This window comes from Acidovorax sp. A1169 (genome assembly GCF_030704685.1).
Classification (GTDB): Bacteria; Pseudomonadota; Gammaproteobacteria; order Burkholderiales; family Burkholderiaceae_C; genus Acidovorax.
On record NZ_JAUZDX010000008.1, the window covers coordinates 13,844 to 27,877 of the forward strand.

Below are 14,034 nucleotides of genomic sequence, written 5' to 3' on the forward strand. Positions count from 1 at the left end.
CACCCTGGCCTTTGGCTGGGTGCAAGCCTGGCGCATGGACAATGCGCGCCATGCACATCCTGCTCATCGAAGACGACCTGGACCTGGGACAGGCGCTGCTGCAGGCCCTGCAGCTCGACGGCTTCACCGTGCAGTGGCTGCGCAGCGCGGCGGCGACGCCGCCCGTGCCCGACGCCGGCGAGGTGGCCGCCGTGCTGCTCGACCTGACCCTGCCCGATGGCCAGGGCATGGTGCTGCTGCGCCGCTGGCGCCGCGCCGGCATGGCGCTGCCCGTCATCGTGATCACGGCCCGCACAGCGCTGCAGGACCGGATCGACGGCCTGGACGGCGGCGCCGACGACTACGTGCTCAAGCCCTTCCACGTGCCCGAGTTGCTGTCGCGGCTGCATGCGCTGCTGCGCCGCAGCGCCCGGCAGACCCATGGCGAATGGGTGCTGGGCGGGCTGACCATCGCGCCGCGGCGGCACGAGGCCTGGCTGGAGGGGGCTCCACTGGCGCTGTCGCCGCGCGAGTTCAGGCTGCTGCTGGAGCTGGCGCGGGAGCCCGGCACGGTGATCGCCAAGAACGTGCTGGCCCAGCGCCTGGAACCGCTGGGTGACGCTCTGGACGCCGCCACGCTGGAGGTGCATGTCTCCAACCTGCGCAAGAAGATCGGCGGGGAGCGCATCGCCACCGTGCGGGGCGTGGGCTACCGGTTGCAGGCATGACGGTGCCTGTGCTGCGGCAAGGTTGGTGGGGCCCCAGCCTCACGCGCCGGATCTTGCTGGCTCTGATGGTTGCCATGGCCCTGGTGTGGCTGGTCCTGCTGGCCCAGGCTGCCTGGGCACACTACACCGCCATGGACACCAACCCGGGCGTGCGCCGGCTTGCCCTGGCCCTGGCGCAGCCCCTGAGCTCCATGGACGACCCGGTAGAGGCCCGCGCCCTTGTGCGCGGCATGGCCCAGACTCTCAATGCCTTGCGCACGGACCTGGCGCTGCTGGGGGGCGATGCGGTCCTGCTGCAATTGCAGGATGCGCATGGCCGACTGGTCCACAGCAGTGCGGTCGACATCCCGTTGGTGGCGGTGGCCGGCCCGTCGGGCCATGCGCAGTTGGTGATCGCCGGGCGGCCGCATTGGGCGGCCTGGGAGTCCCCCGGCGCCTGGCGCGTGCTGGTGGCCGAGCCGCGCGTGTCCGATGCGCGCCTGCTGGGCTTCATAGGGGAAGACCTCGCGATGTCTGTGCTGCTGGCGTTTCCGCTGGTGGGTCTTCCCCTGTGGCTGGCTGTGCGCACTGGTTTGCGCCCACTGCAGCGGCTCGGAGCCCAGATCGCCGAGCGCTCTGCCCAGGACCTGCGCCCCCTGCAAAACTTGCCACCCGAGCGCGAACTGCGCGGGCTGGCCCAGGCATTCGACCAACTGCTGGCGCGGCTGCGGGCGCACCTGGCCCGGGAGAAGGCCCTGGTGCATGACGCAGCCCACGAGCTGCGCACACCCATGGCCGTGATTGCGGCCCAGGCCCACGTGCTGCTGCAGGCGCCAGAAGGGCCGGTGCGGGTCCAGGCCGCCGGCGCCCTGGTGCACGCCCTGCAGCGCGCCGCGCACCTGAGTGAGCAATTGCTTACCCTGGCGGCTCTGGAGCAAGCTCCCAGCCTTCGGGCGACCCCGCTGGACCTGGTGGCCTTACTGCAGGATTGCGTGGTGCAGCGCAGCGGCTGGGCCGATGGGCTCGGGGTGCAGCTGTCCCTGGAGGGGCCGGACAGCTGGGTTCTGCCGCTCGACCGCCAGTTGCTGTGGTCGGCGCTGGGCAATGTGCTGGACAACGCCCTGAGGCACGGATGCGAGCCGGGGCCCGGGGCCGGGCGCGAAGTGCTGGTACGGTCCACGCAGGAGGGCCGGGAGGTGGTGGTCTGGATCGCCGACGACGGGCCGGGCATCGGTGCGGACGAACAGGCCCGGGTGTTCGAGCGCTTCTGGCGCTCGCCGCATGCACGCAGCAGCGGCTCGGGCCTGGGGCTGACCATTGCGCAGCAGGCCCTGGGCCACCTGGGCGGCAGCATCACGCTGGGGCAGGGCCTGCACGGGCGCGGCGTGGGCTTCACGCTGCGCTGGCCCATGGCCTTTGGCTGAGCCCAAGGTTCGGCTTCCAACAATCCGGCATCTTCATTTTTGTACGAGATGCCATGAACCTCCCGATTCCCCCCGCGTTGCCACATGCCGCTCTCCATCGCCGCCAGTGGCTGGCCACCGTCGGGCTGGGCGCCCTGCTCAGCGCCTGTGGCGGGGGTGGGGGTAGTGATGACCTCCTCGACCCGGAGCCGTCGCGCCTGCAGTCCCTGGCCAGCGATCTGGTGTCAGAGGGCCTGGTCGGCACGGCGGTGGGCTGGGCTGACGCCCGCGAGATCCGCACGGCAGTGGCCGGGTCGCGCCGCCTGGGGGGCGGTGCGCTGCTGGAGCCGGGCGACCTGATGGCCATCGGCTCCAACACCAAGGCCATGACGGCCTGCGTGGCCGCCAGCGTGGTCGACCAGGGGCTGCTGCGCTGGGATAGCACGCTGGCGCAGGTGCTGCCCGAATTGGCCCGCGAGGCGCTGCCCGCCTACCGCACCATCACGCTGCGGGATCTGCTGGACCACCGTGCCGGTGTCATGGCCTTCACGGCCCCGGCGGACATCGACTTGTTCGAGCAGCAGGCTGGGGAGCAGGTGCTGGTGGGGCTGCAGCAGCCCGCCGAGGTCGAGGCCTTCTTTCTGCGCTGGCTGCTGCAGCAGCCACCCATCCCTGCCACAGGGGCATTGCCGGGCTATGCCTACTCCAACGCGGGCTACGCACTGGCAGCCCGCATGCTGCGCGCTGCCACGGGGCTAGTCTGGGCCGATCTGCTGCGCCAGCGCGTTGCGCAGCCACTGGGCCTGTCCGTCTTCGTGGGTGCACCTCTGCGCCATGCCAGCAACCAGCCCCAGGGCCATGAGGCCGTGGGTGGGCGCCTGCAGCCCCAGGCCCTGCCCGAGGCGCCGGAACGCGCCTGGCAGGAGATCCTGGCCCCCGCTGGGGCTGTGAGCCTGGCGGTACGGGACGATGCCCTGTGGCTGCAATGGCACCTGCGGGCGCTGCGGGGCGAAGCCACGCCCCTGCCCCGCAGCTATGTGCAAACGCTGCAAGGCCTGGGCCGTGCCCCGGCGGGGAGGTATGCGCTGGGCTGGGTGGCGCAGACCCAGGAAGGCGTGGGCTGGTTGGTGCACACCGGGCAGACCCTCGGATTCCAGGCCGTGTCCTTCGTGGCCCTGGACGGGTCCCGCGCGGGCCTGGCCCATTCCAACACGGCGACTGCGGACAGCCTGCCACGGCTGTTCCAGGCCGTCGCCGGGCTGCTGTCTTGACGGTCAGCGCGGGTCGTGTGCCAGCAGCTTGTCCACCAGGGCGCGCAGGTCGGCGCGCAGCCGCGCCATGCCCTCGGGGTACTGGGCCAGGGTTGTCTCGTCCATGTAGAGCTTGCGGTTGATCTCCAGCTGGATGCTGTGGCGCTGGCCGGCAGGGTTGCTGTAGCGGCGCACCAGCTCCACGCCCTTGTAGGGGTGGTTGTATTCCACGCTGTAGCCGCGCTCGCGCAGGTGCTCGCACACCAGGGCCGAGAGCGCCGGGTCGGCGGTCGTGCAATCGCGGTCGCCGACCACGAAGTCGGCATGCACCAGGCCCGGGAAATCGGTGGCATGGCTGGCGGCCACGGCGGGCATGGAGTGGCAGTTGATGTGGATGCTGTAGCCATGGCGGGCGTGCGCAGCATCGATGGCTTGCTGCACGGCACCGTGGTAGGGCCGCCAGCAGCGGTCGATGCGGGCCCGCACCTCGTCCACGCCCAGCAGCCGGTTGTAGATGGGCTCGCCCTCGTCGGTGAACTTCCAGATCAGGCCCTTGCCCAGGCGCACCTTGGAGAGCACGCGGGGGTCGGTGGAGATGGGGTCGGTCCACTCACCGTCGAGCAGGGAGGTGTCGAGTTCGGTGGTGTCGCGGTTGGCATCCAGGTAGATGCGGGGAAAGTGGGCTTCCACCCACGCCACGCCCAGCGAGGGGGCGAAGTCGTAGATCTTCTCAACATGGGTGTCTTCGGCGCGGCGCAGCGTGGGCAGGTCGCAGGCGGATCCGAAGTCGTCGGGGTAGCAGGTGCCGCTGTGCGGCGAGTCCAGCACCAGGGCGGTGGTGCCGGGCAGGTAGGTGAAGGTTGCCGCAGGCGCCAGCGAGGTGCCGGGGGAGCCGGTGGCACCGGGCTGGGCCTGCTGGAATCGTCGGTTGATCAGTTTCAAAGCGGCATGCATAGGCAGAGTGTGCGCAATAAGGGGCGGCTGGCCTAGCCGCCCGGACCGGTTGGAGACCATGGTTATCCCTGAGATGGTCTCCCCAGCTGTGGCCGCCGGGCCCGCAGGCCCGGTGTGGTGTCAATCGAGCGCGATCTTGGCGTAGGCGGCCACGCGCTTCATCTTTTCGATCTCGCGCACCAGTTGGGCCGAGAACTCCTTGGGCGTGGTACCCGAGGGGTACAGGCCCTGGCCGGCCAGGCGTTCACGCACGGCGGGCTCCTGCAGTGCCTGTGCCACGGCCTGCTGGATGCGGTCCACGGCAGCGGCGGGCGTGCCTGCGGGGGCCACCAGGCCGAACCACGAGGGGTCGTTGTTGTTGGCAAAGCCCAGTTGGGCGTAGGTGGGGACGTCCGGCAGCACGTCCAGCCGCGTGGGCCACGAGACCGCCAGCGCCTTGAGCTTGCCCGACTTGATGTGCGGCAGCGACGAGGCCACCTGGTCGAAGTACACGGCCACCTGGCCGGCCAGCACGTCGTTGATGGCCGGGCCTGCACCACGGTAGGGGATGTGCACCATGGAGGTGCCCGTGCTGCTCTTGAACAGCTCGCCCCACATGTGGCCGATGGTGCCGTTGCCGGGCGTTGCGAACGACACCTTGCCGGGGTTGGCCTTGAGGTACTTCACGAGGTCGGCGAAGTCCTTTACGGGCAGTGCGGCAGGGTTCACCACGACCACGCCGGGGGCCTTGACGATCTCGGTCACGCCCACGAAGTCCTTGAGCGGGTTGTAGGGCAGCTTGCTGTAGACGGCGGGGTTCACACCGTGGGTGGACAGGGTGGCCACGCCCAGCGTGAGGCCGTCGGCCGGGGCGCGCGCCACTTCGGCCATGCCGATCGAGCCGCCTGCGCCGGCGCGGTTGTCCAGCACCACGGGCTGCTTGAGGATGCGGGTGAGCGACTCCTGCAGGGCGCGCACGGTGATGTCGGTGGCGCCGCCGGGCGGGAAAGGCACCACGATGCGCAGGGGCTTGCCTTCTTGCGCGAAAGACATTCCGGGAATGAAAGATGCAGCAGCCAGGGTGGTGAGCAGGTGACGGCGTTTCATGTGCGGTTTTCCTATGAAGGGGGTTTGAGATTAAATGATCCGGTGCCCACTACCAAGCAATGGATGTGCCTGATAACATTCCGATATGGAATGATTTGAGAACTTACTATGTCTTCTCTTCGACGCCTCTCCCCACCCTTGCACCTTCTTCGTGCCTTTTCCACCGTAACCCGGTTCGGCGGCGTTTCGCGCGCCGCCGAGGCCTTGCACCTGACCCAGAGCGCGGTGAGCAAGCAGGTCAAGGAATTGGAGGGCTGGGTGGGTGTGCCGCTGTTCGAGCGCAGCCGCAAGCGCCTGGCGCTCACGCCCGCCGGGGAGCGCTACGAAAAGGCCGTGCGGGCCGTGCTCGCGCAGCTGGAGGCGGCCACGCTGGAGCTGATCACCAGCGACGACGGCGGCGGCGCGCTGCACCTGTCGAGCCTGCCGACCTTTGCTGCCAAGTGGCTCATTCCGCGGCTACCGCAGTTCCAGCAGCAGCACCCGCAGGTCACGCTGCACTTCGTGCCCTACGTGCACAGCTACAACTTCGAGCGGCCCGAGCTCGACTGCGCCATCCTCTTCGGCGATGGCCACTGGCCCGGTGCACACGCCCACTACCTCACGGGTCAGGACGTGGCGCTGATCGCACCGCGCACCCGTGTGGCGGACTGGGCCATCGACAGTCCGCGCGACGTGGCGCGCCACACCTTGCTGCGCCACGTCACGGTGCCCGAGGCCTGGCTGCGCTGGAGCGAAACGCATGGCGTGCAGGGGCTCAATCCGCTGGCCGGCCCGCAGTTCGACCAGTTCCAGTCCATGATCCGCGCGGTGATGGCCGGCATGGGCCTGGCGCTGGTGCCGCGTTGCCTGGTGCAGGACGAGATCACCAGCGGCCTGGTGCGCGAGCCTCTGCCCGGCTGCGGCTACCAGAGCGAAGTCGGCTACTGGTTCTGCTACCCCGAGGGGCGCAACCAGCTGCAGACGCTGCAGCAGTTCCGGCAGTGGCTGCTGGCCTGTGCCGAGCCTGCGGGCATGCCCGCGCCACCTGCCTGAACAGAGTTTCCTGTCCTCAGCCCCTGGCGCTGTCCCTGCGGCTGGCGCCGTCACCCGTCGTGTCGCCACTGGCGTAGGCTTCCAGCCCGATGGCCACCACCGTGGCCACGTCCCTGCCCACCTCGGCGCGGAACTCGGCCTCGGCCTGGGCCACCGCATCGCGAAAGGCCTGCAGCCACGCCAGGCCGGTGGGGGTGAAGCGCACGCGGCGCGCGCGGGCGTCGAGTGGGTCCGCCTCGCGCGTGACCAAGCCCCAGGCCTCGCACTGGTCCACCAGGGTGGCCATGGCCTGCTTGGTCATGCCGGCGCGCTGGGCCAAGTCGGTCAGGCGGTCGCCCTGCAACGCCAGGTGGCGCGTGATGTGCACGTGGGCCGCGCTCACCTGGTCGCGCGCAGCCAGGTTGGACAGTGCCAGCGGCACCTCCACGTTGTGCGCCATGAGCTGCAGCACCCGGGCGTCGAAGCGGCGCATGGCGTGGCCGAGCAGGCGGCCCAGGTGGGTCTGGCGCCAGCCGTCTTCCATCGGAGTGGATGCGGCAAGAGACGAAGAATCAGGCATGCGATATTGTCAGGCAAACTGACTAAATAGTGCATTGATGGGATTCAATGGGTCGCATAAACTACTGTTCAAGCATCCAGCCTGTAGTTAATTGCAGACAAAGTGCAAACACCCAACCCGTTGTTTCTCAAGGAGTTTTCTCATGGACGTCGCAGTCAAAGGCACCAACCCCGCCCTCCCCGTCAACACCGAAAAGGCCAAGGCGCTGGCGGCTGCGCTCGCCCAGATCGAGAAGCAGTTCGGCAAGGGCACCATCATGCGCCTGGGCGAAGGCGAGGTGATCGAGGACATCCAGGTCGTTTCCACCGGTTCCCTGGGTCTGGACATCGCCCTGGGCGTGGGCGGCCTGCCGCGTGGCCGGGTGGTCGAGATCTACGGCCCGGAATCCTCGGGCAAGACCACGCTCACGCTGCAGGTGATTGCCGAGATGCAAAAAATAGGCGGCACCTGCGCCTTCGTGGACGCCGAGCACGCCCTGGACGTGCAGTACGCCCAGAAGCTGGGTGTGCAGCTGTCCGATCTGCTGATCAGCCAGCCCGACACCGGCGAGCAGGCCCTCGAAATCGTGGACAGCCTGGTGCGCTCGGGCGCCGTGGACCTGATCGTCATCGACTCGGTCGCAGCGCTCACGCCCAAGGCCGAAATCGAAGGCGAGATGGGCGATGCCCTGCCCGGCCTGCAGGCCCGCCTGATGAGCCAGGCGCTGCGCAAGCTCACGGCCACGATCAAGAAGACCAATTGCATGGTCATCTTCATCAACCAGATCCGCATGAAGATCGGCGTGATGTTCGGCAGCCCCGAAACCACCACCGGCGGCAATGCGCTCAAGTTCTACGCCTCGGTGCGCCTCGATATCCGCCGCACCGGCACCATCAAGAAGGGCGACGAAGCCATCGGCAACGAAACCAAGGTCAAGGTGGTCAAGAACAAGGTGAGCCCGCCCTTCAAGACGGCCGAGTTCGACATCCTGTTCGGCGAGGGCATCAGCCGCGAAGGCGAGATCATCGACATGGGCGTGACCGCCAAGATCGTGGAAAAGTCGGGCGCCTGGTATGCCTACAACGGCGAGAAGATCGGCCAGGGCCGTGACAATGCGCGCGAATTCCTGCGCGAGAACCCCGACCTCGCCCGCGAGATCGAGAACAAGGTGCGCGAGGGCCTGGGCATTGCGCTGCTGCCAGACGCACTGCAGGCGGCTGCTCCGGCCGCAGCGGAAGACTGATGCATTGAGCATCGCCAGGAAGGCGGCCGTCGGCGGCCTTCCCCGCAGACCATGGCGGCCATCGCTCTTTCATAGGGCGGTGGCCGTTGCTGCTTGCGCCTGCGGCGTTACCCATCCCCCTGTACCAGTTGATCGGACCCCATGGGCTTTGGCACCCTCTCCCTCAAAGGCCGCGCACTGCGGCTGCTGGGCCAGCGCGAGCATTCGCGGGCCGAGCTGCTGCGCAAGCTGCGCCCGCATGTGCAGGAGGGCGAGGACCTCGATGCGGTGCTGGCCGAACTGGAGGAGAAGGACTTCATCAGCGAGGAGCGCGTGGTGGCCTCGGTCGTGAACCTGCGTGCCGGCCGCATGGGCGCCGCGCGCATCCGCCAGGAGCTGCAGGCCAAGGGCGTGGGCGGCGAGGTGGTGCAGCAGGCCCTGGCGCAATTGCAGGACACGGAACTGGCGCGCGCCCGCGAGGTGTGGCGCCGCCGTTTTGGCGAGCCCGCTGCCGACCCTCAGGCGCGGGCAAAGCAGGTGCGCTTTCTGATGGCGCGGGGCTTTTCGGGCGACGTCGTGCACCGGGTGGTGCGCGGTGTCGGGGACGACGAAGAGGTCTGAAGTCGGGCGCGCGCCCTGGTGCGCAAGCTGGATGCGCTACTGGAGAACCAGCTCCACGCGCCGGTTCCTGGCGCGCCCTGCGTCGGACCCGTTGGAAGCCACGGGCGCCAGGCTGGCCACCCCATTGGCCGTGAGCCGGTCGCGGGCAATGCCGTAGTCCCTGGCCAGCGCTGCGGCCACGGCATCGGCGCGGCGGCGGCTCAGGTCGATGTTGGCAGGCAGGTTGCCGGCGTTGTCGGTGTGGCCCACCACATGGAGCTTCAGGCCCGCCTGCTGCTTGAGCAACGCGCCGATCTGGTCCAGCGAGGCCTTGCTGTCAGGCTTGATGTCCGCCTTGCCGGTGTCGAACAGGATGCCGTAGATGGCGACCTTGCCGTTGGCATCGAGCCCCTTGGCGATCTCGCTCGACGACATCGTTTCCATCTGCTGCTCGCGCGCCTTGGGTTCCACGCGTACCACGGTGATGGTGGTGCGCTTCTGGAACTCCTTCTCGTCGCAGTAGGCCGAAGTGATGTCGGGGTTCCAGGTCATCACCGCCATGCCCACCCCGGTGGCCTTGTTGTCGAGCAGCGCGTAGCGCAGGTCGGCCAGGGTGCCCGAGGCGCAGGCGGCGGGGCTGTTGTCGCCCACCTTGCCGGCCCAGCCGCCGGGCAGCAGCGAGCGCGGCAGGCTGTAGGCAAAGATGTTGGAGCCGCCGCAGGCATCGCCTGCGCATTCGAAAGCGGTCTCGAAGCCGGCGGCCTTGAGCTCCTGCTGGTAACCGCGCAGAACTTCGAGCGAGGAGCGGCCGGCGGGTGCCACGTACTGCAGCGCGGTGCGCTGGCCGGAGCGGTCCAGGCTGCGAGGCGCCACCAGCTTGTCGTCGCTCTGGCTGACCACCTTGGCTGCAGGGAAACGCAGTTCATCGTAAGCGGCATCATCGCGGTACAGCAGCACCGCGCCGGCGTAGCGCTTGAGCCCTGCGGGGTCGGTCAGACCCTTGATGTCCTGTGCCGGCACCCGGGTCTGGGCCGAGGCGGGCCCTGCCAGTGTGGCCACCAGGGCCGCAGCCACCCACCATGGAGATATCCTCATGCCAGCCTCTTCGGGTACCGGGGCGAAGGCCCGGCCTTGCGCAATTATGGGTGGCAGGGCGCTGTGCACGCCATGGCGCGGGCCGTGCCTGGCCCGCCCGGCGTGCGGAAAATCACAGACCCAGCATCAGCTTGAGGTTCTGCACTGCGGCGCCGCTGGCACCCTTGCCCAGGTTGTCGAGGCGCGCCACCAGCACCGCGTGGCGGTAGGTCTCGTTGGCGAACACGCGCAGCTCCAGCTTGTTGGTGTTGTTGAGCGCCAGGGCATCGAGCTTGCCGTCGGCCGTTGCGGGTAGCACGCTGACCCACTGCTCGGGGGTGTTGCTCTTGGCGTAGTGCGCGGCCAGGGCGTCGTGCAGGTCGCTCGCCTTGGGCGCGCCGGGAAGGGTGTCCAGGTGCAGCGGCAACTGCACCAGCATGCCCTGCTCGAAGTTGCCCACCGAGGGGACGAAGATGGGCCTGCGGGTGATGCCGGTGTAGTGCATGATTTCCGGCAGGTGCTTGTGCGCCAGGCCCAGGGCGTACAGCTCGAACAGCGGCGCTTCGCCCTTCTGGTAGGCCTCGATCATGGTGCGCCCGCCACCCGAATAGCCACTCACCGAGGGCAGCGCCAGGGGAAAGTCGGCGGGAACCAGCCCGGCATCGACCAGGGGGCGCAGCAGCGCGATGGCGCCGGTGGCATAGCAGCCGGGGTTGGCCACACGGGTCGCGGCGGCCACGGCCTCGGGTTGGCCGGCGGCCAGCTCGGGGAAGCCGAAGACCCAGCCGGGCGCGGTGCGGTGCGCGGTGCTCGCGTCGATGATCCTGATCTTGCGGGCGGTGGATTGCTCGATGCCGTCCACCATGGCCACGGTGTCGCGCGCGGCGTCGTCGTGCAGGCACAGAACGACCAGGTCCACGCCCGCGATCAGGTCGCGCTTGGCAGCCGGGTCCTTGCGCAATTCGGGTGCAATGCTGACCAGCTCGACCTCGGGCATGGCCTGCAGGCGTTCACGGATCTGCAGGCCCGTGGTGCCGGCTTCGCCATCAATAAAGACTCTGGACATGGGGTGCTCCTGCTGGTCTGGCAGCGTGGACTGCCGGGGGTAAGAATGGATGGACGTCAACGCTGTACGTGTTAGGCACAAAGGATGGTGCGTCGCAGCATGATACAGTCGCCGGTTGCCATGTCCCAAGCCCGCGGCCAGACAACTGTTCATGGTAAACGGGTAACTACCACCCTTCCCTGAGAGAGACCTCATGAAGATTCACGAATACCAAGGCAAGGAAATCTTGCGCAATTTTGGTGTGCCCGTTCCGCGTGGCATTCCCGCGTTCACGGTACAAGAAGCCGTCGAAGCAGCCCAGAAACTCGGCGGTCCCGTGTGGGTCGTCAAGGCCCAGATCCACGCCGGTGGCCGTGGCAAGGGTGGCGGTGTCAAGGTCGCCAAGACCATTGACGACGTCAAGCGCATTTCTGGCGAAATCCTGGGCATGCAGCTCAAGACGCACCAGACCGGCCCCGAAGGCCAGAAGGTCCGCCGCCTGTACATCGAAGACGGTGCCGACATCAAGAACGAACTGTACGTCTCGCTGGTCACCGACCGCGGCACGCAGAAGGTCGCGCTGATCGCTTCGAGCGAAGGCGGCATGGACATCGAGGAAGTGGCCCACTCCACGCCCGAGAAAATCATCACCGAGATGATCGATCCCCTGACCGGCATCACCGTCGAGCAAAGCAAGAAGGTTGCCGCAGCCATTGGCCTGACCGGCGCTTCCATCGACCAGGCCGTGGACATCTTCGCGAAGATCTACAAGTGCTACATGGACACCGATGCGTCGCTGGTGGAAATCAACCCGCTGAACTGCGACTCCAAGGGCAACCTGATGGCCCTGGACGCGAAGTTCAACTTCGACGCCAATGCGCTGTTCCGCCATCCTGAAATCGTGGCCTTCCGCGATCTGGACGAAGAAGATCCGGCCGAAGTGGAAGCCTCCAAGTTCGACCTGGCCTACATCAGCCTGGACGGCAACATCGGCTGCCTGGTCAACGGCGCCGGCCTGGCCATGGCCACCATGGACACCATCAAGCTGTTCGGCGGCGAGCCGGCCAACTTCCTGGACGTGGGCGGCGGTGCCACCCCCGAGAAGGTCACCGAAGCCTTCAAGATCATGCTCAAGAACCCCAAGGTCGAAGGCATCCTGGTCAACATCTTCGGCGGCATCATGAAGTGCGACACCATCGCCACCGGCGTGATCACGGCCTGCAAGGCCGTGAACCTGAATGTGCCGCTGGTCGTGCGCATGAAGGGCACCAACGAAGAGCTGGGCAAGAAGATGCTGGCCGAGTCCGGCCTGCCCATCATCGCCGCAGACACCATGGCCGAAGCTGCGACCAAGATCGTTGCTGCCGTCAAGTAAGCCCGGAGAACACACATGTCGATCTACATCAACAAAGACACCAAGGTCATCACCCAGGGCATCACGGGCAAGACCGGCCAGTTCCACACTGAAAAGTGCCAGGAATACGCGAACGGCAAGAACGCCTTCGTGGCGGGCGTGAACCCCAAGAAGGCCGGCGAGTCGATCTTCAACATCCCGATCTACGCCTCCGTCAAGGAAGCCGCATCGCAGACCGGCGCCACCGTGTCGGTGATCTACGTGCCGCCCGCAGGCGCTGCTGCCGCCATCTGGGAAGCCGTCGAGGCCGACCTGGACCTGGCCATCTGCATCACCGAAGGCATCCCGGTGCGCGACATGCTCGAAGTGCGCAACAAGATGAAGGCCAAGGAAGCCGCCGGTGGCAAGCGCACCCTGCTGCTGGGCCCCAACTGCCCCGGCCTGATCACGCCCGACGAAATCAAGATCGGCATCATGCCCGGCCACATCCACCGCAAGGGCCGCATCGGCGTCGTGAGCCGCTCCGGCACGCTGACGTACGAAGCCGTGGCCATGCTGACCGAAGTGGGCCTGGGTCAGTCGAGCGCCGTGGGCATTGGTGGCGACCCCATCAATGGCTTGAAGCACATCGACGTGATGAAGGCTTTCAACGACGATCCTGAAACCGATGCCGTCATCATGATCGGCGAAATCGGTGGACCCGATGAAGCCGAAGCCGCCCAGTGGTGCAAGGCCAACATGAAGAAGCCCATCGTGGGCTTCATCGCCGGCGTGACGGCGCCTCCCGGCAAGCGCATGGGCCACGCAGGTGCCCTGATCTCCGGTGGTGCCGACACGGCCGATGCCAAGCTGGCCATCATGGAAGAGTCCGGCTTCATCATCACGCGCAACCCCTCGGAACTGGGCAAGCTGCTCAAGGCCCAGCTGAAGTAAGCACACCAGTCTGTAAGCACAATTACGGACGCATCGGGCGCAAGCGCCCGATACACTGGCCGCTCCAAAAAAGAGAAGCGCCCGGAACCCCGGTTCCGGGCGCTTCTTGCATTCATAACAGTGGAGTCATTGACAATGGAATTTCTGCACGGTGCCGACTTCTGGATCGGCCTGATCAAGATCGTCTGGATCAACATCATCCTCTCGGGTGACAACGCAGTGGTGATCGCCCTGGCGGCACGCTCGCTACCCCCCGAGCAGCAGCGCAAGGCGGTGTTCTGGGGCTCCGGCGCAGCGGTGGTGCTGCGCGTGCTGCTCACGGTGGTGGCGGCCAAGCTGCTGGCGCTGTCCTTCCTGCAGGTCGTGGGCGGTTGCCTGCTGCTGTGGATCGGCTTCCAGCTGCTCAGCGAAAGCGACGAGGACGAAGGCGAATCCAAGACCTATGGCAGCCTGATGGCTGCCGTGCGTACCATCCTGATGGCCGACCTGGTCATGAGCCTGGACAATGTGATCGCCGTGGCTGCAGCGGCCCAGGGCAGCACCACGCTGCTGGTGCTTGGCCTGGCCATCAGCATTCCGCTGGTGGTGTTCGGCAGCACGATGATGATCAAGCTGATGGAGCGTTTCCCGGTGATCGTGGTGCTGGGCGCGGCCCTCATTGGCTGGGTGGCGGGCGAGACCATCGCTGGCGATACGGCACTGCAGGGCCTAGTGGCGGCGCATCCGTCGTTGCACTACGTGGCTGCGGCGTTGGGGGCCATTCTTGTGGTGGGAGGCGGCAAACTCTGGCAACGCCGCGCCAGCCGCGCTGCCGCCTCGACCTGACAAAAATGGCACCTACAGCGCCGAGCGTTGCG

14 protein-coding genes are annotated in these 14,034 nt (G+C 67.4%); 9 read left to right on the forward strand and 5 right to left on the reverse strand.

The features are described 5' to 3' along the window. Positions 1–50: 50 nt before the first annotated feature. The 3 genes from QYL93_RS14695 to QYL93_RS14705 all read left to right on the forward strand — a co-directional run bounded on the left by QYL93_RS14695 (position 51) and on the right by QYL93_RS14705 (position 3,360). Positions 51–707, forward strand: a complete 657-nt coding sequence (locus QYL93_RS14695) for a response regulator (protein ID WP_305744334.1) — start codon at positions 51–53, stop codon at positions 705–707. Between the two features lie 65 nt (positions 708–772). Then, positions 773–2,110 (forward strand): HAMP domain-containing sensor histidine kinase, encoded by a 1,338-nt coding sequence (locus QYL93_RS14700; RefSeq protein ID WP_305744335.1) that lies wholly within the window; start codon positions 773–775, stop codon positions 2,108–2,110. 53 nt (positions 2,111–2,163) lie between these two features. Further along, entirely contained in the window at positions 2,164–3,360 is a 1,197-nt protein-coding gene (locus QYL93_RS14705) for a serine hydrolase (protein ID WP_305744336.1), read from the forward strand. A 3-nt stretch (positions 3,361–3,363) separates the two neighbouring features. On the opposite strand, the gene QYL93_RS14710 is transcribed toward QYL93_RS14705, so the two are convergent. Both QYL93_RS14710 and QYL93_RS14715 read right to left on the reverse strand, forming a co-directional pair. Beyond that, positions 3,364–4,293: an N-formylglutamate amidohydrolase gene (locus QYL93_RS14710; protein WP_305744337.1), complete on the reverse strand. Its 930-nt coding sequence runs from the start codon at positions 4,291–4,293 to the stop codon at positions 3,364–3,366. A gap of 120 nt (positions 4,294–4,413) precedes the next feature. Further along, positions 4,414–5,379: a tripartite tricarboxylate transporter substrate binding protein BugE gene (locus tag QYL93_RS14715; protein ID WP_305744338.1), complete on the reverse strand. Its 966-nt coding sequence runs from the start codon at positions 5,377–5,379 to the stop codon at positions 4,414–4,416. A 108-nt stretch (positions 5,380–5,487) separates the two neighbouring features. Between QYL93_RS14715 and QYL93_RS14720 the strand changes: the two genes are divergently transcribed. After that, positions 5,488–6,411: a LysR substrate-binding domain-containing protein gene (locus tag QYL93_RS14720; RefSeq protein WP_305744339.1), complete on the forward strand. Its 924-nt coding sequence runs from the start codon at positions 5,488–5,490 to the stop codon at positions 6,409–6,411. A gap of 16 nt (positions 6,412–6,427) precedes the next feature. Here QYL93_RS14720 and QYL93_RS14725 read toward each other — a convergent pair whose 3' ends face one another. Continuing rightward, the gene (locus QYL93_RS14725) at positions 6,428–6,970 is read right to left on the reverse strand and encodes a MarR family winged helix-turn-helix transcriptional regulator (protein ID WP_305744340.1); all 543 of its coding nucleotides are present in this window, start codon (positions 6,968–6,970) and stop codon (positions 6,428–6,430) included. 142 nt (positions 6,971–7,112) lie between these two features. Between QYL93_RS14725 and recA the strand changes: the two genes are divergently transcribed. Continuing rightward, entirely contained in the window at positions 7,113–8,192 is a 1,080-nt protein-coding gene (recA, locus tag QYL93_RS14730; protein ID WP_305744341.1) for a recombinase RecA, read from the forward strand. Between the two features lie 141 nt (positions 8,193–8,333). Then, entirely contained in the window at positions 8,334–8,792 is a 459-nt protein-coding gene (gene recX, locus QYL93_RS14735; protein WP_057200605.1) for a recombination regulator RecX, read from the forward strand. 36 nt (positions 8,793–8,828) lie between these two features. On the opposite strand, the gene QYL93_RS14740 is transcribed toward recX, so the two are convergent. Together QYL93_RS14740 and argC are read right to left on the reverse strand one after the other, a co-directional pair. Then, positions 8,829–9,866: an OmpA family protein gene (locus tag QYL93_RS14740; RefSeq protein WP_305744342.1), complete on the reverse strand. Its 1,038-nt coding sequence runs from the start codon at positions 9,864–9,866 to the stop codon at positions 8,829–8,831. Between the two features lie 112 nt (positions 9,867–9,978). After that, the gene (gene argC / locus QYL93_RS14745; RefSeq protein WP_305744343.1) at positions 9,979–10,911 is read right to left on the reverse strand and encodes an N-acetyl-gamma-glutamyl-phosphate reductase; all 933 of its coding nucleotides are present in this window, start codon (positions 10,909–10,911) and stop codon (positions 9,979–9,981) included. 193 nt (positions 10,912–11,104) lie between these two features. Here argC and sucC point away from each other — a divergent pair, with 193 nt between their 5' ends. The 3 genes from sucC (at position 11,105) to QYL93_RS14760 (ending at position 14,002) form a co-directional block, all read left to right on the forward strand. Continuing rightward, positions 11,105–12,265 (forward strand): ADP-forming succinate--CoA ligase subunit beta, encoded by a 1,161-nt coding sequence (sucC, locus tag QYL93_RS14750; RefSeq protein ID WP_057200608.1) that lies wholly within the window; start codon positions 11,105–11,107, stop codon positions 12,263–12,265. Between the two features lie 15 nt (positions 12,266–12,280). Continuing rightward, entirely contained in the window at positions 12,281–13,177 is an 897-nt protein-coding gene (sucD, locus tag QYL93_RS14755) for a succinate--CoA ligase subunit alpha (RefSeq protein ID WP_305744344.1), read from the forward strand. A 135-nt stretch (positions 13,178–13,312) separates the two neighbouring features. Beyond that, complete coding sequence (locus QYL93_RS14760) at positions 13,313–14,002, forward strand: TerC family protein (protein WP_305744345.1); 690 nt, start codon at positions 13,313–13,315, stop codon at positions 14,000–14,002. The last annotated feature ends 32 nt before the right edge of the window (positions 14,003–14,034 follow it).

Coding starts and splice junctions, on each gene's coding strand:
- QYL93_RS14740 (WP_305744342.1), bottom strand. CDS start 9,866: ATGAGGATATCTCCATGGTGGGTGGCTGCGGCCCTGGTGGCCACACTG.
- argC (WP_305744343.1), bottom strand. CDS start 10,911: ATGTCCAGAGTCTTTATTGATGGCGAAGCCGGCACCACGGGCCTGCAG.
- QYL93_RS14695 (WP_305744334.1), top strand. CDS start 51: ATGCACATCCTGCTCATCGAAGACGACCTGGACCTGGGACAGGCGCTG.
- recX (WP_057200605.1), top strand. CDS start 8,334: ATGGGCTTTGGCACCCTCTCCCTCAAAGGCCGCGCACTGCGGCTGCTG.
- QYL93_RS14725 (WP_305744340.1), bottom strand. CDS start 6,970: ATGCCTGATTCTTCGTCTCTTGCCGCATCCACTCCGATGGAAGACGGC.
- recA (WP_305744341.1), top strand. CDS start 7,113: ATGGACGTCGCAGTCAAAGGCACCAACCCCGCCCTCCCCGTCAACACC.
- QYL93_RS14715 (WP_305744338.1), bottom strand. CDS start 5,379: ATGAAACGCCGTCACCTGCTCACCACCCTGGCTGCTGCATCTTTCATT.
- QYL93_RS14720 (WP_305744339.1), top strand. CDS start 5,488: ATGTCTTCTCTTCGACGCCTCTCCCCACCCTTGCACCTTCTTCGTGCC.
- QYL93_RS14700 (WP_305744335.1), top strand. CDS start 773: ATGGTTGCCATGGCCCTGGTGTGGCTGGTCCTGCTGGCCCAGGCTGCC.
- sucD (WP_305744344.1), top strand. CDS start 12,281: ATGTCGATCTACATCAACAAAGACACCAAGGTCATCACCCAGGGCATC.
- QYL93_RS14710 (WP_305744337.1), bottom strand. CDS start 4,293: ATGCATGCCGCTTTGAAACTGATCAACCGACGATTCCAGCAGGCCCAG.
- QYL93_RS14760 (WP_305744345.1), top strand. CDS start 13,313: ATGGAATTTCTGCACGGTGCCGACTTCTGGATCGGCCTGATCAAGATC.
- QYL93_RS14705 (WP_305744336.1), top strand. CDS start 2,164: ATGAACCTCCCGATTCCCCCCGCGTTGCCACATGCCGCTCTCCATCGC.
- sucC (WP_057200608.1), top strand. CDS start 11,105: ATGAAGATTCACGAATACCAAGGCAAGGAAATCTTGCGCAATTTTGGT.